The following is a 16,268-nucleotide window of genomic DNA, read 5'->3' as shown; positions in this document are numbered from 1 at the left end:
CCGGCGAACGTTCGAAAGGACTGAAATCGCTAGGAACTGGAGACTGAGTAACCGTCGTGTTGAGGTCGGCGGGCGCGTTCGATGGCCCGGTACACCGTCGACCGGCCCACCGAGAACAAGTCGGCCAGTTCGGCAGTCGAGTACTCGCCTGACGCGTGAAGTTCGACCAAGTGCCGTTCCTGGCGTGGGTTGAGCTTCGGCTTCTTGCCCTTCAGGTGTCCCTTCGCCTTCGCGATCCGCATCCCCTCCCTCGTTCGTGCCCGGATCAGGTCGCCCTCGAACTCGGCGACCATCGCCAGGACGTTGAACAACAGGCGGCCGATGGGGTCGGTCGGATCGTGCAACGAGGCTCCGATCTGCAGGCACGCGTTCCGGGACGTGAGCTCGTCGACGATGTCCCGGGCATCGGGCAATGAACGGGCCAGGCGATCCAACTTGGTCACCACGAGGGTGTCGGTGCTCCGGCACGCTGCAAGGGCGTTCTGCAGACCGGGCCGTAAACGATTGGTACCGGTCAAGCCGTGATCGACGTAGATCCGTTCCGGTGACACCCCGAACCCGAGCAGAGCGTGCTGCTGCGCGGTCAGGTCTTGCTGATCGGTGGACACTCGTGCATACCCGATGTACATCGCTGATTCCCATCTCTCGAACGCACAACGCCGGCGGCGCGGTGCTTGGGACTCAACGGTCAGATAACACGACGAGGCAGACTAGACCCACCCGCGATGGACCAGTGCCGTAGTGCATTGCCGTTGGCGCATCCGCTTCCGGCGCCGCGGAAGGCTCACGGTTCGGACGGTGCGACTCACTGCTCGGCCCGCAAATCCGGGGCGAGACCGCCAACGGCACCCCCGGGGCCTTTACTTCGCGATGCCGCCAGAGCACCCTGGCAGTTGGTTCCCGCATTCCCTTTCGAACCACAGACGCGGAGGTCCGTCAATGCGACCACACCACCGACTCCGCGACACCTCGCTCGCCGCCGGAGCCGCCGTCGCAGTCGCGGGCGCGTTGCTGTTCGGGGCGCCGCGGGCCGCCGCGGTGCCGACCGAGACCGTCTTCCCCATTCCGATCGCCGGGATCAGCGTTGGCGTGACCGGACTTCTCAGCGCGGGCCACTTCTACATGACCGCCACCACAGACCCGGACACACCGGGGATCACCCTCGTGGGGCCCTACACCGGAGTCTTCGCCCACTGGCGAAACATCTCGACCGGCGAGGGCGGCATCACGTACCTCGACAACCCCGGCGGCACACAAATTCGAACCGGTTCCGGGACGGTGGTTGCTGCGATCACGGTGCCCGACGGGTCGGGAACCCGAATACTCGCCCTCCTACCCGGCGCCGGCGCCGGGTCCGTGCCGTGACCGTCTGACACCCGCGGGTGTGGTTGCGGCACATAGGACGCCCGGTACCGGATCCTTCCCCGGACAAGGCGCGATGAGACACCTCAGCAGGTGTCCCGTTTGCCGATCGATGACCGGGCAACGATCCCGTTCGGGTGACAATTCGTCGTGTCACCGGCCGTTTGCCCAGGCTGGCCCTCGATCAACGAGAGAATTTCCTACGGAGTGCCTGGCCAATCCAGAAAGGACCTGAGTGCGAAGGTGACAACCTACCGCGACTTCCAATGGGTGGTCCGCGACTACCCATGGGTCGAGAACAGTCTCTTCGTGACCTACGTGCGAGATGCGGACCCGACAACAGTGATCGAAGCGATGACCGTTCGGGATCTCGGGGAGGCGAACGGGTTGAGCGGTGTCAATGAGCGCGGATGGGAGGAGATCTCAGTAGTCGGAGCCGCCGTTCTGGGTGAATGGACGATTGCGATCGCACCCGCAGCCACCGCGGGCGTGTCTGAGGAGTTGATGCGGCCACTGTCCACGGGGCGTGAAGTGTTAACGCACTCCAAAAATATTGACGCGCTGTCCTCATTCTTCGTGTGGAAGGACGGGGAACGCATGGTGTCCTTCGATCCCCTGGCGCGTAGGGGGTTCGGACTAGAACCCATGCCAGCGGACTGGGAACCTCGAATGCGTGCAGTTGGCATCGACCCCAAGGGGGATGGGCCCCTGGCTGACGGCAGATTCCATGTGATCGAGGCGTCGTTCGCAATGGCGGCGAACTATACCGGCGCGCAGATCACGCCCGGGTTCTTCTCCGCTTCGACCTTTGTCGTGGGCAGCGCCGACTGACGTCAGGGGCAGCACCAACTGTCGACCGACCGGTGGGGGATCCGCCAACGGGAGGGGTGCCGTCGAGGGCAGACAGTGACGGATACCGGTAGAGGTTCGACGATTGGTCATCGTTCAGTCGCGCAGGCTTGAAGTCGGTCGTGCTCATTGTCCTCGCGGAGTACCTTCGTCCTATGCACTCCACAACACGTCGAAAGAATGACTCGCCCGGATGACCGCCGAGGGCCCAGCCCCTCCACCGCGCAGATCACCCACATCGTCTCCACGCGCTTCGCATCGCAACTGCGGATACTCCGCAACGTCCTCGACCACCACGTGCACAGCAGAGGGCACTCGAATCTCGACGAGATCCGCTGGCCTCGTCGCACCTACGAAATCGATGGTGAGTCCGTCACGGTTCCCGCTACACGTGTGGCTGCCAGTCACAGTTTCCAAGACGCCGACAATCTGGGCTCCTTCGCCGCCACCGTTCGTCCCCTGTGCTTCCGGATCCATGTGCAGGGCTACCCGAGTACATTCACCAATCTTCGCTCCGCACAGTCGGAACGAACACCATTGCCGCGAACGGAAAGCGAAGGATGGGCGCGGGCCGTCCTGGGTCAAGGGTGGAGCGGCTATGCGTACCAACTCGTCGTGGTGGAACCGGATCCCCGCCTTCCGCATCTACCGCACCATGACGTCTACGTGGTGTTCGTCGACGCCGCCGGCGTTCCGGTCCTGGCGCCGGACAACACCCGCTGGGACAGCATCTGGATCAGCCACGTGCAACCGCGCAAGCTCGATCCAGACCCGGAGAACGCCGCGCTGATCGACCGGTTGACGCGGTGCGGTCCGTTCGCGGCCACGGAGTCCATCCGGGACTCGCGGACCGAGCCCGACGGTGGTTGGAAGATCGAGATCGTCGGCGACCCACCAGAGGCGCTGAGCGATGTCGCACGGGAAACCTTCACCCGCGCGTGCCGATCCCTGCGCATCCGCGGCGCCGTGTCGAGCCGCTTCCGCACGGTGAGGATCGAACTCGACGGTGACCTTGTCCGCGTCTACTTCCGGTGGGCGATGAACCCCAACCTGTTCGCGATGACCTTCCGCCTCCCCACTACCGCCGACGACTTCCGCGGCCCACCCATGGACACCCCGGCGGGGGTGGTCTCGACCGTCCTGCTGGACTGGATGGAGGAACTCGACACCGGGTTGATCGTGCGCGGGACTCGGCGCCGCGCGGACGGTGTGCTGCACATTTCGGCGCCTGCCCCATCAAGCGGCCCGGCACGGTCCGACTACGGGCTCGGCGCGGTACCCCTGCATGACACGTCGGGTGCCAGGCTCGCAGACGAGGGTCTGCACATCGACGACGCGGTGGGCGCGAAGAGCACCGGCACGCTCGCCGTCTGGATGCAGGCGTACGAGAACAACCAGCAGGGCCGGCCGTTCGTCGGGCACGCCTCAGCCCGGTGGACCGCGCCTGAGGTCGCAGCCTTCGACGTCCTCGAGACCGTGCCGGGCACCCCGGACAGCGTGAACGAACAGCTGATCCGGGCGGTCACCCACGCCCTCGCCGATGCCGGCGCCCACGAGATCACGACCACGTTCGAGCACCCCGCGCTGATAGCGCTCGGCTACACCACCGACACCGGCCGTCCACGACTCGACGTCACCGCAATGCCCTGACCAAGTAGCACCGCCCACCGATCGTGTGATGGAGTTATGACACCACCTCTGCTGACAGTGCCGATTGTGCTCAAGTCCGACGTGCTGCCCTACACCGCGCCTTTCCACCTGGATAGCCAGCTCGCGGTCCACCTGTCCTGGACGCCCACGCTGGGACGGTGGTGGCGCAATCTTGCGGAGGGATGGCACCTCACCATGCCGATTCGCTTGCAGTCGGAAATCTCAGCAAGCGCCCGCGACGCGTACATCACGCAGGGAGGGACACCTGTCGCCGTTGACGTGGTAGCGGAGTTGGCGGGCGTCAGCGTTGCGACGCATGTTGATCTGCCGCTGCCGGCCTTGCGTCGTATCGAGCTGTCCGGAGCTCTCAATGTGTTGGAACCTGCCGATCGGACCGATGGCCGGCATATCCAGGCTCGCGTGCTTCCGACCATTGGCAGGGTGGACCGCATCCGGATGATTTCCCTCGCGACTGGAATTCCTGCCGACGCTCCCGACGGGTGGATCGCGAGCCAGTATCTGCCGGGAACTGCGCGCGAGTATGAACTTCGCCGCAGTCCAATGGGCGTGTACACCTATCCAACGGCTGAAGGTGACGACGGGGATTACCGTGAAGAGTTCCTCGTTGTCGATCTAACGTGTGTGGGATGAGCCGCAGCCCGGTCCCCAGGCGGGGATGGTTATCCGGATCCGGACATACCATCGATAGATGGGCCGCCGCTCTGTGTTCGACAAGCCTGCGCTCGCGCTCGCGAACGACCTTCAGAGCGTCGGGCGCCCAGACCTGCACCACCGCATCGTCGAGGCTCTTCGGGATGATCCACTCACCGACGATCACGTCGGCGAGGTTCAGGATCGACTGGTCGAGCTTCTGAACGATCCACAGGTCGCCGAACGTGACAAGAACGAGGCGAGACGGCTCATCGCCGTTGGTGACGATCTACTCGGTGCGATCGGGCGGTGTGGAGTGGTGCACATGACTTGGCGGCGGATCCCGACCGGCGAGCCCGGGCCGGTGCAGTGGGCTCGACCTGTTCTTGCCGAGGACGAGGGCATCTACCAAGGCTCCTGGGGCGGCGAGGAATCGTACGAGATGTCTCCGGAGTTCACCTCGCTCGACGAAGCGCTCACGTGGGCACGCGTCCGAGCGCCCTCGGTGATTGTGCGCCCGTGGTGGGACAATGGAACCGAGTACTGGGCCGGTGACGGCCCACCCCCTGAGCGCGCTCGCGGGCTCGAGCGTCCGCACTGACTCGGTGCTCCTCGATGTCGTCCCGAAGCCCGATCGCCGACAAGGTCACTGAATGCTCTGCGCAGCGAACAACCAGTCCCTGCGCCCAGCACCCTGCTCTCTTCGTGCAATCGGTATCGGTCTGGTTGTATCGATGACATGAGGAGCTGGGTCGGGTGGGAGATGAGTATCTCCGCCGTTCTCGGCTTTGTTGCGGGGGTGGTCGTCGCGTTGCTGTTCGGTGGCGATGTCGCAGGGATGGTCATCGCTGCTATGACAGGTCTTGTCCTCGGAGCGGCTGTCGGGGGTGTGGCAGTCGTCGGCGGTACGTTCGCTCTCCGGACTGTCCCCGTATGGCGGCCGGGCAGTAACCGCTGGTGGCAGCACCGATTCGCAATCTGTACCTCTGCTGCGGTCGGAATCTCTGTCGGCCTCGTGGGCGCGTGGTTGACCGCTTCCTCTACCACCGCCGCGTCATGGGGACCCCTGGGTTCCTGTTTCGCTGCAATGATTGTGGCGTACCTGCTTGCGTTGATTCTTTGCCCACCGAATCCGATTGAAGCTGACTGACGGCCAATCTATTTCCCTGAGTTCGGCACAGCTTGAAGGATCTCGAGCCTCACCGTTGGTTAGCCGAACGCCTATCGGCACCGGATGACGATCGCTGACCGGTCACCAAGCAGACCGGATTCGCTAACAGGCTCCGGTGATCGGGTATGCCCAACTGCGGGCGATCTTCCAGGTACCGTCCTCGGCGACGAACGTCACCGGGCCCACGTCACCAGGCGGATTTTCGCCGATGGCGACCTGCCCGTGGGCGGATACTTCGCCCTCACCGGTGCTGGTAACCGAGGTGAACTCGACCGTCAGTTTCTCCTGGACGAAGCGTTGGGCGAGAGCCGGATCGCTCTCGCTCACCCCCTGGAATAGCTTCACACGATCGGCCAACCGCACGTCGTAATCGAGGGCGGTCTCGACGAGGGCAGTCAACTCCGCCGGTGTCGGGTCCGCGGTAGCCGGAACCTCGGGGGCAGCTGCCGCGAAGGAGGTTGCCTGCACGCCCGTTGCTGATGCGGATGAATCGTCGTCACCGTTGTCCGAACCGCAAGCAGATATCAGACCTGCGGTAACCGCGGCTCCCGCGAGTAGCACCGGAACGAACCGAGACGTCATCGGAATCCTTTGCACGCGAGAGGTTGCTGGTCGGTTGTACTGACCCACTATGTCAGCTTCGGTAGGTGAACTGTCGGACGCATCGATTCCCACTCACCGATTCCGCTAATGGAAAGGCGCGGGCGATCCGACGGCCGTGCCGATCGCCCTTCCGTCTTCGGGACGGGCGCTGCGGCACGGGCTTGTCACGCAACGTCGACTTGGGGCGATACCCAGATCATGAGGGTGAGGAAAGCCGCGATAGGTGCCAGCGCTCTTGTCGCGATCGCAACCGCCGCCGGCGCCTGCTCGTCCGTCGATAACACCGAATCGCGCGATCAGACCGTCTTCGTCCAATCCACCCAGTTCGCCCCGCCGCCGGCGCCAGTCACCGATCTCGTGCCCACCGCCGAGCAACTGACCGCCCTGTACAACGCCACCACCAACTACTCGATACGCGAGGAGGACCGCGCGCGACTCCTGGATGGTCCCAGCGACCAGACCCTGCCGATCGCGCGGGCCTGGGGTGCGCAACCCTCACCCCAGTACATCCAGTTCACCGCCGTGGAACCCGTCGGCCCGGACATGATCAACGCGACTGGCCAGGGCCACCTCGAACGCATGGCCCCTTACCCTGTGGGGCCAATCCCCTTCGTGCGTTCCGACAACGAGTGGAAGTTATCCCGTGTCTTCGTCTGCGGCGGATTGTTTCTCGCCGCACCACAAGTCTGCGGCTGAGGCTTCGCCCGGCACGCGCAACCGGTCTATTCACATCGGTGACCGTTGCCGATCTTCTTGCGACCTGCGCATTCATCTTTGGGTCTCACGATATGGCCACCACGATGTGTCTCAACTTGGTGGACGCACGCTTGGATGATTGATGGGGACTGTCTCGCCGCTGGCAAGGGTTACGGCGACCTGCAGTTTTTCTCTCCACCGCGCGCGGAGCACCGCAAAGACGACTCCGTCGTCGGCTCCGACACCTCCGGTGTCTGTATCGAGCGACGACCTCACTTCGAACTGAGACACGCCTTCGGCAGCAATTCCGGTCAGTGCCATCCATCCGGCCTCTGGTTGTTCCTTCGCGACGGACGGGTCGCCGGATTGATGGACGTTCAACCGCTCCAAGTACGAAGCCCGAAATGAGCGACCGAAGTTGGCGCGGGGATTGGGTACCCCGATGATGACGGATGCCTTCGGTGAATCGCCGCCTGGCTGAACAAGAACCGCCCAACGGGTCGTATCTGCGGCGAATACGACGGCGACATCGGAGTCGCGCTGGATGAGCCGGACTGGACCGAAGCGCTCGCCGGCCGTGGTGCGGTGCATCAAGGGGACCGCTTCGACCGCAAGCCTCACCGCCGGGTGGGTGCGTAGGTCCTCGTCGATTCTGTCGCGAACCGGCAACAACGCGCTTCCCGGTTCGTCATCCGGTGTGTTCGACGATATTCGGATGCTCATGGACCCTCCAGACAGTGTCCTCGTACATCGTAGAAGAACACCTGGCGTGGAATCCGCCGATGTAACCGATCGGTGCGGACTGCACGCCATACGACGTTGAGGATTTCGTCAAGCAGGGTCGCGGTGTGTCCTCATTCGAACCCTTCCATGGTCCAGTTGGCGATTCTCGGGAAGGCCGCTTCGAGATCGTTGACCAGCTCCTTCCAATGCGATCCGTACGCGAGCAACGTGCCATGGAGGCCGAGGAACGCGGCGACTGCTGGGTCGGGGTCGAAGCCAAAGATGAGCGCGTCCAGTGCGCCGTGTGCGGGGTCGACAAGCTGTCCATCGAAAACGGACACGATCTGAGTGACCGGCACGTCGGGATCGCCGCCGGTCCTCGCCCGCACCGCCGCGGCGTAGACATCCTTCGGTCGTTCCCACAGCCCGGCCTCGAGGACCGTGACACCGCTCGACACCCACTCGATGCCGAAGAGTCCGACCCTTGTCAGGGCTCGCCTGGGAAGCCACTGGGCAACCGACCGAAGTTCGTCGTCGCTGAGGGCCAGAAGTTTCTCGGCAAGAAGTCGATCGACCTGCGCCACGTCCTTGAACGCGTTGAAATTTCGCAATTGGAATCGGGACACACTTTTGCGGTTCACCAGGCGTTTGAGCTTCGGCCGTCCCAGCGCCTGCGGATTCGGTGCCTGCACCGACTCGCGAGCCACGGCCGGCGCAGCAATCGGGAGCTCCGGGTCGACCTCGCTCCAAGCGGTGTCGGTCTTCTTCAGCCGCACAAAACCCTGTACGCGAGCGACTGGCCACAGCTGCACCAAGTAGTCTTCGGTCGGCTCGGCTACGTCCATGTCCCAATTCACATCACGGCCCCGAGCATGTACCCGAACCCGGTACCTACCCACGTCGACGACTGCCAGATCGGTGAAGTCCTCCACTGGTTCGCCCTGCAGGGTCATCACACACAGCGCGGAGGTGCTGATGGTGCATTCAGCAACGTTCTCCCAGTCCTCGAACAACGTGCTTTCAGGCTGGTCGCCAAGTATTTCAATGCCGATCGAGACCGGACCATTCGCGACACCCGTATGTACCGTCAGGAAGTCCCTACCTGCGTCGAAGAGACTGCTTTCGACAGTGACAGCCAGGGTATCGGCCTGACGCTCGCCGATCACGAATTGATGATGATTCGCCTCGACAGTGCTCCACTGCGTCATCGTGCTGATGCTAGTCATCGACTTGTGCGACATCGTGGTGATCGACCAGGCACCGATTGCCGATCCGGCTACGAAACAACGTGGGGCTAGCAACTCACGAGGTACTGACGTCGGCCACGTGGGTGCGAAGCCGGGCGAGGTGCGTGCGGTGGGCTACCGCGGTGGTGGCCAACCGCTCGACCCGGTGTTGGGGAAGGGGATTCAGGTATGCCTTTCCCGAGGGGCTGAAGGCATAGCCGTGCAGCATCCGCACACCTTTCTCGACAGCCGGCCGTGAGTGCAGGAGTTCGTCACGGGCCATTGCTGTTTCCTTCAACGCTGCACCGGCGGCACTGAGCCAATAACGTACATGCACATCGCTAACAGTGTCGAGGAGCTCCGGCTGGGCAAGGACTTCGCCGATTTCGGCGGTGGGCCGGCTGGGCCGACCTCCGAGTTCGGTGACGTCGATCGGTGCGCCGGGTAGGTGGAGCAGCTCGAACAGGATGTATGACTCCAGCGCGGCGACCGCGTATACGGCGCGGCCCAGTGCCGTCGTGTACTCGTCGTCGGCCCACTCGATCGGCTGGGCAGGCTGCGGCGCGGTGTGGGGTGAGGGCCACGTGATGCCCTCGAGGGCGGAGAGAAGATCCTGTTCAAGCACACCGCGGTTTGGGCGGAACTGCGGCCATTGGTACTTAACTCGGGCACCGACGCGCATCGCGGCGATCTCGGGTTTGGCGAGGTTGTCCCAATCGTGGATGTCCGGCCATGCCAGGTGAGTGGCGGCGAGGTAGGGGTGAACATAGCCGTCCCGGACCCGGGCCGCGATGACCCGGGCGTACAGCGTGAGCGCGTGCTCGCGCTCGGTGGACGAGGGCCCGCCGAGTGCGGTGAGGATGCTACGGACCCGGTCGCCGACGTTGTCCTCCGTCCACCCGGAGACCGCGGCCTCGAGCACCGGCGTGATAGCGACAGGAATGTGCTCACGGAAGCCGTCGGGATCGTGATCGAAAAGTTCGGCGAACCGACGAAACGCAAGCAGCGCTCGCCGTTCGGTTGCTTCGCCGAGCGGCTGCATGCACAGATCGTGAAGCATCGAGTCGAGGAAGTTGCGTGCCGTCGGACACGGCCGCCGGAGGGCGTCGGCTTCAGCAAAGGTGATGGAGCGGAGCAGCGTGTCGATCTGGTTGGCTTCGAAGTCGTCTACCGTCATGTCGATCCCGACGCACTAGGGAAACCGTAGGACGAAGCCTACGGGCATCGGGTCACCGTGCGAACGAGACTACAACCCGCCCGCCGACCATCCATTAACAATGGTCCGGTCTGTGACCGATCACCGATCGCCATTCAGGACACTCTGGACCGACCGGCACACTCTGTATTACTGCGTACCCATCGTCACGTTGAAAACCAGGGCAAGAAAGCCAACTACCATGGTCCCGGCGAGGAAGGCCACCACCGCCATCCTCAACTGCCTGAGCGTCACGTACACAACACCTGCAACCAGAAACGCTGCAATCAGCGGCAGCACCACCCCGGTAATAGACCAATGCAGTCCGAGTTCCGACGGAACCACCCAAGCCGAACCCCACCAAAATGCGACGCTCAAAGTGACGCCGCAAACTATCTGTGCGACCCGCCGGACGTCCCGCACCAGGTAACGACGAGGTTCTGCGACATCTTTATCAGCGCCAGACATGGTTATCTCCGTCAGCTCGATTGACCTGAAACTGTCCGCATGAGTGTCCTCGATCCAGAAACTCCGAAATCAAGTCTCCGAGAACCAAGCGTTGTGGAGAGGAACGCCTCTCGGCACCGGATGGCGATCGACTACCGGACACCAATCCGGGGCGCGGCGAAACTGCTCGGATGGCGATCACTTACCAGGCCACATGCGATCCAGATTTTCGTGAGCGGGCGACGGGTAACGTCCCTGTGGTGGTGACAGATCCGGCGCGATCGTGGTGGGAAGGCTACAACGACGATATTCTCCGTGCGCGCGAAACCGCCTGGGGAGAGAACGAACCGTTGCTCTCGCGAGAGATGTGCGAACTACTCGACGACGTCGACGCGGCATTCGCGGTCACCAGCGCGGACACTCTCGGGTGGCCGAACCCGTACAAGGATGGCCCCGAGCCGGACGAGGAAGCGTACGAGCGTTCCACCAACCCCGAGAAGTTCCTGATCGTGGTGGCCAGAGCGCGAGCGTGGACAAAGGTTCTCCTCGACCGAGGCTGGGCGCGAGAAGCATCGCATGTGGACTGGGCGCTTCGCCCCATGGAACCCGGCGGGGCCGACACCGTCCTCGCGCCGGCCGCCGACGGCGCGGTTCCACTGGTGTTGACGACGCACACACCGGTCGATAGCGACCATCCCGTCAACGTCACGATCGCCGCGGGCGACCCGGCAGTGAGGTTGGCATCGATTCCTGACTGCGCATGCGACGGGTGCGATAGCGGGTCCGCTGACCTGCTCGAGGACATGGACATGTGGGTGCTATCTGTCGTCGACGGTTCCCTCGAAGTTGACGTTGCAGCCGACCACTCCGCGGTGCGCACATCCTTCAAAGCCGGAGGCGGCACGGTCCAGAATCTCGACGCACCTACGGCGTTTACGGCCGCACCGTCGCCCGCGAACTGGACGTCACGCCCACTGGTGCCCGACATCAAGACGCAGGGCATAGGACCGCGATCGGTCATCGGAAACGTCGCTCATGCGGCCCTGCATAGATTGCTGCGCAAGCCCGAACCTAAGAACAGAGCGCAAATCTACCGCTCCAGATGAGGGAGCCCGTGCCAGGCCGCGCCCACGGACAGATAGTTCCACTGCGGATAGGTGACCGCTCACCGATCCGCGAACGGGATGACGGCACAGCACTTATTGCGGCGGCGGACCCAGCACGCTTCGCCGGCGCGTCGACCTGTGATCGCGTGGGTCGGCTTGGCGGTGCTGAACCCACGCCCCTCAAGCAAACCCTGGCCGGGTGATCCAGTGAATCCCATTCACTGGATCACCCGGTAGAGAAGCGGGTAGGAGAAATAGATCGTCGACGTACACTCCCGCGGCGGATCCGGGATCATCGTCCTGCGCTATTGATCGCAATGCCGAGATGACGAAGCGGTATCCCACCCTCGCTTGGAGTTCCCGACTGTTCATGTAGTAGTCGACGATCACTTCGATCGTGTCGTCGTCTGGGAGAACCGAAAATGACGACACGGCAATTCCACCGCGTAGCTGACCTGAGATCAGCCCTCGCAGCAGCGCATTTGCGCAGCGAATGCCCCACGTATCGAAAGACACCTCGTACTCAAGGGGAACGTGGGGAAGGTCGGACCCGTCCGTTCCGTCGTCGTGGCTGATCATCACGCAAGCGTAGATTCGTGAAGGCCGCAAGCCCTTGATCGACATACGTGCCATCCGATGGCATCCATCCACCGCCGTTGCCCGATCGCTGATCGGCAATCCCGCACCGCGTGTTCGTTCCGAACTGCCGGCTCGAGTTCTCCAAGGTATTCGAGGCTTGGGCAGGGAGAGAAAGCACTACCGTTATGTCGTGGCGTGGTTGCTATTTCTTGCCCTCGGACTCGTGGCATTGGTCGCGCGTGTGATCTTGCCGAGGCGTACACGACTCGAGCGGGCCCCTGGGTTCCCTTGGTTCTGGGTGGCATTGCCCGTTACGTGCCTCGCGGTCGCCGCCGCGATTGGTGCTTTCACTGCCTGGCCCCATGCAGTGAGCGGCATGAGAAGTTTCTGGTGGGATCTGTCCACCCCGGACACCGCACACGGAAGGCAATTCCTGTCGAGTGAGCAGTACCACCGGGCGGTCACCATGGGGAAGGCGAGGCAGGTGCTCCCGGTGGTAGCCGTGGCGGGCATCGTCTGGTGCGTCTGGACGTGGCGTCGAGGACGCGTGTGAGGCAGACCGTCTCTGGCATGGCGCCGCGATCCATTCCGTGTCTCAGTCCCGACAATCCGGCTCCGATGGAGGAACCGTCAGCCGGACAGACCAGCCGGCAGCGTCGGCGGCCGGACGGAAGCGGATCGATGACCGGTCAGCGAGGCGGCGTTCGGTCGACGCTGGTGCCTCGACGTGCCCTCAAGCAGTCAAACACTGACCCGTTCGTCGTCCTGGTTCCGGATTGCTGTCAAAGGCTGCCGATCACTCTTTGGCGGCCTTTGTCGGACCAGATCGCGACGGCGTCGACGAGTCGAGGGGTCATGAATCCACCGGTATCGCCCCACGGCCACGCGACATGAGCGCGGGCCACCTGGTCTTGCACGAGGTCGGCAATGCAGACGACGACGGACTCCTCTTCGTCGTCGATTTGGGCGCCACTTCCGCTCATACCTAGCCCGCTGGGCCCGCGACCGAGCACCGTCACGTCGCTCAGAAGGAACACGTAACCGCTGTCCGGTTCGTACTCAGCGACCCAGTCGATCTGCTCGATCACACCGCCGTACTGCCGCACGTTCAGATCGCGGCCAATACGACCCAGCGCATTGACCCACGCATCCGGCAGGTCCGACGACACCAGGTGCACGCCCTGCCCCGCTGTCCAGGTGGCCGTCAGCACCTGCTCATCGCGAGGGTCTAAGGAGCCCATCGTTTCAGGGTGTCACCTAGACGCGATGAGTTGAACGGAATCGAGTGTGCCCGTCTGAGACTTGGCGTCTCCTCGGTGCCCTGATCGATCGGGACACCGGTCAGCGATCCGCTTGCGACATCGCTCCGCCGAGCGAGCCGGCTCAATCGGCAAGCCCGAGAAATACCACAAGTGCGCGGTCCAGCCGAACCAGATCGGCATCGGTGAGTTGGCCGAGGCGGTCGCGTACATTTGCCCGCGGCATCGTCGTGACCTTGTCGACCATGATTTGACTTGGCTTTTCGATTCCGGTGGTGTCGGTCGGCTGCACGGCGATCCGGACAAGTGGCGCCTCGACGGGATTGGTCGTCAACGGGCACACCGTTACCGAAGCGGTCGAGTCGAACCGATCGTCCTGGACGATGACCACGGGTCTCGGCTTGCCGGTGTATGCGCCACGCGCAGCAGCGATGTAGATGTCGCCCCGCCTCACTCGCCGGGCTCCGCCTCGTCCCAATCGACTGAGATGGCATCAACGAATGCCTGGTCATCGGCTTCATGCTCGCTCGCCGCGACGGCAGCCGACTGGCGGTGCGCTTCCGCGACGAACTCCGGAGCCCGTACGTCGGGCACCCAGATCTGAACGGGCCGCAGGCCCTGCTCGCGCAAACGCCGGCGATGCTCGCGTACCCGCTCCCGTATGCTCGCCATGCGGCAATGTTACATGTAACGGATTCAGTCGACAACAGACGTGCGTCCGCTGGCCGATCGGCTCCCGGGACGCGTGGGGACTCGTCGTTCGACGATCCCTCCCAGTCATCGTTCGGCTTATCTGTCTCAGTCTTCGAGGCTGCTGAGCCTCACTTTCTCGTCGGACCACTCGAACAACGAACCCCGGAAGCCGCACGGCTGCCGTCGCTGTTTCAGTGCTGAGATCACGAGGGTTCCTCCAGTCGCGGCCATGTATTTCCTGCTGAATCGTCACCAGCCCAGTACGTGGTTCCCGGATCCCAGGCGGGTCGAACGAAGACCTGGGACGAGCGGCGGCGAGCCCAATCGAGGGCGTCGCTGAGATGGTCGAATTGCGGGGCGTTCTGATAGATCACATGGTCGGGTTCCGGATCGCGACGACCGAGTGATCCGTTCCAGTGACCGCTGTAGTGGGGTGGGTCCGGATCGACGATTCGGGGGTTGTTCGTTTCTTGCCAGGTGATATGGACGGTTCCGCATCGGCCCAGCGCCGTTGGGAGATCGTCGATGACCTCGATCAGCTTCTGTGCGGATCGGCTCAGCCCCTCGTCGACACCGGTTGTGTCGACGACCTGGACCAATCGCGCCCTGAGCTCCGGGAAGTGGGCATCGGATGGGCCTTGATCAAGGTTCGCGGGAACGGCGTTTCGCAGTCCGGCCGCGAGCTCGGAGTGATCAGCCGATCGTAGTTGGTCCGCCAGCTCGAGTGTCGGCCGTTCGAGTACGTTCCACCGTTTACCCATCTTCCGAGTATCTCCTCATGAACGGCCAACGCGATCCATCCGCGCTCCGGCATGGTCGAGCCGAACGGTGACCGGGAGGGATCGTCCGAACGTAAAGTCCCCGACCGTCCTACAAGCGGATCCTCATACCGATCGTTTCTCAGTGGTGCGCCTCTTCGATCCAGGAAGGATGCATCCCACTGGTGTCGCACACCCAGGTCCGAGGATCATCGCTACCGAGGTTGACGGTGTCGGTGAGCCAGTAGGTGTGGTCGGGCGCCCATCCCGCGATGACACTCGCGGTGTCGGCGTCGACGGCGATCGCGGTGCCCGCTGCGGCGAGGTATCCCGCCACGGTCAGGTGCACGCCCTCGTATCGTTCGGAGAGCCGCGGCCAGTCGGGAATGACCCATCGTCCTGATCGTCCGGTGGTGCGGTACCAATCGTGTCGTTTCTGCGCGGTGACCTCGACGGGGAACTGTCTGCACAGTTCTGCCCACGCCTGCGCACCGTCGACCTCGTACACGCGAGCGCCGGCGGGGATGTTCACTCGTCGCGTGATGGCGCGCTCCCATCCCATGCTGTCCTCGACGAACCACAAGCCGGCCGGGGTCCGGTCGAACAGCCGCCGGGACGAACACCGTGTAGGTGGAGTCGACCACCACCAGCCGGACCAGTTCGCCGACGGATCCGCCGGACGATCGCGTTCGGCTCGCACTTCTTCCGCGGCAGTCCGATCACGGTAGTCACGCAACATTTCCGCGGTAGTTGAACCAGCGGAATCCGTGCCGTCATCACTCCAGCCCGCGCTCTCGCTCCAGCCCACCGACCACTGCTCAGCCGCAACGGGCGTCGTCCACCACTGCGCATGCGCCGATCGTGCGATGTGCTCGGCGACCCGTCGAAGCTCACGGCGCACCGGCTCGGCGGCGACGAGGATGTCTTCACCGTCCGGGTCCTGCCAGTAGCGCGCCGTGTCCACCGTGTCGGCGAGGGTCGAACGGAGTGCAGCCGCCGTCACCTCGGGAAGCGGAACCTGGGACAGGCGGTGCGCCACATCGTCTGCAGTGAGGACGGTCCGCCGAGCCTCCTCGGCGCCGGGCCCGAACAACACGCGTGCGCCTTCCTGACCGGACTCGAGGTGATACGACGCCAGGGATACCGCGTAATCGAACGAGTCACTGCAGGACTCGGGTTGCAGAGTTTGTTCGGCGTCCCTCGCGTAGGCGAGCAGCATCCGACGCCCACGTGGGCCGGCCAACAACACTTCTGCTGTAGTCATTTGCTGACCACTGTAGAGTCCCCGGCCGGACAGAAT

19 protein-coding genes are annotated in these 16,268 nt (G+C 63.7%); 8 read left to right on the top strand and 11 right to left on the bottom strand.

Translation table 11 applies throughout. From position 1 onward, the window contains the following. Positions 1–29: 29 nt before the first annotated feature. Positions 30–629 carry a recombinase family protein gene (locus ACFU5V_RS12265; protein ID WP_378434777.1) on the bottom strand — a complete coding sequence of 200 codons (600 nt, stop codon included), beginning with the start codon at positions 627–629 and terminating at the stop codon, positions 30–32. A 310-nt stretch (positions 630–939) separates the two neighbouring features. Here ACFU5V_RS12265 and ACFU5V_RS12260 point away from each other — a divergent pair, with 310 nt between their 5' ends. The 5 genes from ACFU5V_RS12260 to ACFU5V_RS12240 all read left to right on the top strand — a co-directional run bounded on the left by ACFU5V_RS12260 (position 940) and on the right by ACFU5V_RS12240 (position 5,113). Further along, positions 940–1,365 (top strand): hypothetical protein, encoded by a 426-nt coding sequence (locus ACFU5V_RS12260; RefSeq protein WP_378699409.1) that lies wholly within the window; start codon positions 940–942, stop codon positions 1,363–1,365. Between the two features lie 240 nt (positions 1,366–1,605). Beyond that, a complete protein-coding gene (locus ACFU5V_RS12255; protein ID WP_378699407.1) occupies positions 1,606–2,193 on the top strand; it encodes a DUF6461 domain-containing protein in 588 nt (195 codons plus the stop codon). Between the two features lie 555 nt (positions 2,194–2,748). Continuing rightward, positions 2,749–3,861, top strand: a complete 1,113-nt coding sequence (locus ACFU5V_RS12250; protein ID WP_378699405.1) for a hypothetical protein — start codon at positions 2,749–2,751, stop codon at positions 3,859–3,861. Between the two features lie 66 nt (positions 3,862–3,927). Beyond that, positions 3,928–4,512 (top strand): hypothetical protein, encoded by a 585-nt coding sequence (locus ACFU5V_RS12245; RefSeq protein WP_378699403.1) that lies wholly within the window; start codon positions 3,928–3,930, stop codon positions 4,510–4,512. 58 nt (positions 4,513–4,570) lie between these two features. Continuing rightward, complete coding sequence (locus ACFU5V_RS12240; protein ID WP_378699401.1) at positions 4,571–5,113, top strand: hypothetical protein; 543 nt, start codon at positions 4,571–4,573, stop codon at positions 5,111–5,113. Between the two features lie 672 nt (positions 5,114–5,785). Here the strand turns inward: ACFU5V_RS12240 and ACFU5V_RS12235 are convergent. Then, a complete protein-coding gene (locus ACFU5V_RS12235) occupies positions 5,786–6,151 on the bottom strand; it encodes a hypothetical protein (protein WP_378699399.1) in 366 nt (121 codons plus the stop codon). Between the two features lie 333 nt (positions 6,152–6,484). On the opposite strand from ACFU5V_RS12235, the gene ACFU5V_RS12230 reads away from it, so the two are divergent. Next, the gene (locus ACFU5V_RS12230) at positions 6,485–6,982 is read left to right on the top strand and encodes a hypothetical protein (RefSeq protein WP_378699398.1); all 498 of its coding nucleotides are present in this window, start codon (positions 6,485–6,487) and stop codon (positions 6,980–6,982) included. A gap of 111 nt (positions 6,983–7,093) precedes the next feature. Here ACFU5V_RS12230 and ACFU5V_RS12225 read toward each other — a convergent pair whose 3' ends face one another. The 4 genes from ACFU5V_RS12225 to ACFU5V_RS12210 all read right to left on the bottom strand — a co-directional run bounded on the left by ACFU5V_RS12225 (position 7,094) and on the right by ACFU5V_RS12210 (position 10,594). Then, complete coding sequence (locus tag ACFU5V_RS12225; protein ID WP_378699396.1) at positions 7,094–7,705, bottom strand: hypothetical protein; 612 nt, start codon at positions 7,703–7,705, stop codon at positions 7,094–7,096. Positions 7,706–7,836: 131 nt separating this feature from the next. After that, the gene (locus tag ACFU5V_RS12220; RefSeq protein ID WP_378699394.1) at positions 7,837–8,913 is read right to left on the bottom strand and encodes a hypothetical protein; all 1,077 of its coding nucleotides are present in this window, start codon (positions 8,911–8,913) and stop codon (positions 7,837–7,839) included. Between the two features lie 94 nt (positions 8,914–9,007). Further along, on the bottom strand, positions 9,008–10,108 hold the full coding sequence (locus tag ACFU5V_RS12215) for a hypothetical protein (protein WP_378699392.1): 1,101 nt from the start codon (positions 10,106–10,108) through the stop codon (positions 9,008–9,010). Positions 10,109–10,276: 168 nt separating this feature from the next. Beyond that, the gene (locus tag ACFU5V_RS12210) at positions 10,277–10,594 is read right to left on the bottom strand and encodes a hypothetical protein (RefSeq protein WP_378699390.1); all 318 of its coding nucleotides are present in this window, start codon (positions 10,592–10,594) and stop codon (positions 10,277–10,279) included. Positions 10,595–10,764: 170 nt separating this feature from the next. Here ACFU5V_RS12210 and ACFU5V_RS12205 point away from each other — a divergent pair, with 170 nt between their 5' ends. Then, on the top strand, positions 10,765–11,679 hold the full coding sequence (locus ACFU5V_RS12205; RefSeq protein ID WP_378699388.1) for a DUF6226 family protein: 915 nt from the start codon (positions 10,765–10,767) through the stop codon (positions 11,677–11,679). A 180-nt stretch (positions 11,680–11,859) separates the two neighbouring features. Here ACFU5V_RS12205 and ACFU5V_RS12200 read toward each other — a convergent pair whose 3' ends face one another. Beyond that, positions 11,860–12,258: a hypothetical protein gene (locus ACFU5V_RS12200; RefSeq protein ID WP_378699386.1), complete on the bottom strand. Its 399-nt coding sequence runs from the start codon at positions 12,256–12,258 to the stop codon at positions 11,860–11,862. 376 nt (positions 12,259–12,634) lie between these two features. Between ACFU5V_RS12200 and ACFU5V_RS12195 the strand changes: the two genes are divergently transcribed. Next, on the top strand, positions 12,635–12,811 hold the full coding sequence (locus tag ACFU5V_RS12195) for a hypothetical protein (RefSeq protein WP_378699384.1): 177 nt from the start codon (positions 12,635–12,637) through the stop codon (positions 12,809–12,811). A gap of 229 nt (positions 12,812–13,040) precedes the next feature. Here ACFU5V_RS12195 and ACFU5V_RS12190 read toward each other — a convergent pair whose 3' ends face one another. The 4 genes from ACFU5V_RS12190 to ACFU5V_RS12175 all read right to left on the bottom strand — a co-directional run bounded on the left by ACFU5V_RS12190 (position 13,041) and on the right by ACFU5V_RS12175 (position 16,232). Further along, entirely contained in the window at positions 13,041–13,469 is a 429-nt protein-coding gene (locus ACFU5V_RS12190; protein ID WP_378699382.1) for a hypothetical protein, read from the bottom strand. A 172-nt stretch (positions 13,470–13,641) separates the two neighbouring features. Then, positions 13,642–13,971 carry a type II toxin-antitoxin system PemK/MazF family toxin gene (locus tag ACFU5V_RS12185; RefSeq protein ID WP_378699380.1) on the bottom strand — a complete coding sequence of 110 codons (330 nt, stop codon included), beginning with the start codon at positions 13,969–13,971 and terminating at the stop codon, positions 13,642–13,644. Then, positions 13,968–14,189 carry an antitoxin MazE family protein gene (locus ACFU5V_RS12180; RefSeq protein ID WP_378437157.1) on the bottom strand — a complete coding sequence of 74 codons (222 nt, stop codon included), beginning with the start codon at positions 14,187–14,189 and terminating at the stop codon, positions 13,968–13,970. Before ACFU5V_RS12180 ends, ACFU5V_RS12185 begins: the two co-directional genes overlap by 4 nt. A gap of 921 nt (positions 14,190–15,110) precedes the next feature. Continuing rightward, on the bottom strand, positions 15,111–16,232 hold the full coding sequence (locus ACFU5V_RS12175) for a hypothetical protein (RefSeq protein ID WP_378699378.1): 1,122 nt from the start codon (positions 16,230–16,232) through the stop codon (positions 15,111–15,113). Between the last annotated feature and the right edge of the window lie 36 nt (positions 16,233–16,268).

The organism is Rhodococcus sp. NPDC057529, assembly GCF_042802055.1.
In the GTDB taxonomy this organism is placed as follows: Bacteria; Actinomycetota; Actinomycetes; order Mycobacteriales; family Mycobacteriaceae; genus Rhodococcus_F.
Note: the sequence above shows the minus strand (reverse complement) of the source record. Positions and strands in the feature narration are given on the sequence as shown.

Coding starts and splice junctions, on each gene's coding strand:
- ACFU5V_RS12265 (WP_378434777.1), bottom strand. CDS start 629: ATGTACATCGGGTATGCACGAGTGTCCACCGATCAGCAAGACCTGACC.
- ACFU5V_RS12260 (WP_378699409.1), top strand. CDS start 940: ATGCGACCACACCACCGACTCCGCGACACCTCGCTCGCCGCCGGAGCC.
- ACFU5V_RS12240 (WP_378699401.1), top strand. CDS start 4,571: ATGGGCCGCCGCTCTGTGTTCGACAAGCCTGCGCTCGCGCTCGCGAAC.
- ACFU5V_RS12230 (WP_378699398.1), top strand. CDS start 6,485: ATGAGGGTGAGGAAAGCCGCGATAGGTGCCAGCGCTCTTGTCGCGATC.
- ACFU5V_RS12225 (WP_378699396.1), bottom strand. CDS start 7,705: ATGAGCATCCGAATATCGTCGAACACACCGGATGACGAACCGGGAAGC.
- ACFU5V_RS12220 (WP_378699394.1), bottom strand. CDS start 8,913: ATGACGCAGTGGAGCACTGTCGAGGCGAATCATCATCAATTCGTGATC.
- ACFU5V_RS12215 (WP_378699392.1), bottom strand. CDS start 10,108: ATGACGGTAGACGACTTCGAAGCCAACCAGATCGACACGCTGCTCCGC.
- ACFU5V_RS12210 (WP_378699390.1), bottom strand. CDS start 10,594: ATGTCTGGCGCTGATAAAGATGTCGCAGAACCTCGTCGTTACCTGGTG.
- ACFU5V_RS12205 (WP_378699388.1), top strand. CDS start 10,765: ATGGCGATCACTTACCAGGCCACATGCGATCCAGATTTTCGTGAGCGG.
- ACFU5V_RS12200 (WP_378699386.1), bottom strand. CDS start 12,258: ATGATCAGCCACGACGACGGAACGGACGGGTCCGACCTTCCCCACGTT.
- ACFU5V_RS12195 (WP_378699384.1), top strand. CDS start 12,635: ATGAGAAGTTTCTGGTGGGATCTGTCCACCCCGGACACCGCACACGGA.
- ACFU5V_RS12180 (WP_378437157.1), bottom strand. CDS start 14,189: ATGGCGAGCATACGGGAGCGGGTACGCGAGCATCGCCGGCGTTTGCGC.
- ACFU5V_RS12175 (WP_378699378.1), bottom strand. CDS start 16,232: ATGACTACAGCAGAAGTGTTGTTGGCCGGCCCACGTGGGCGTCGGATG.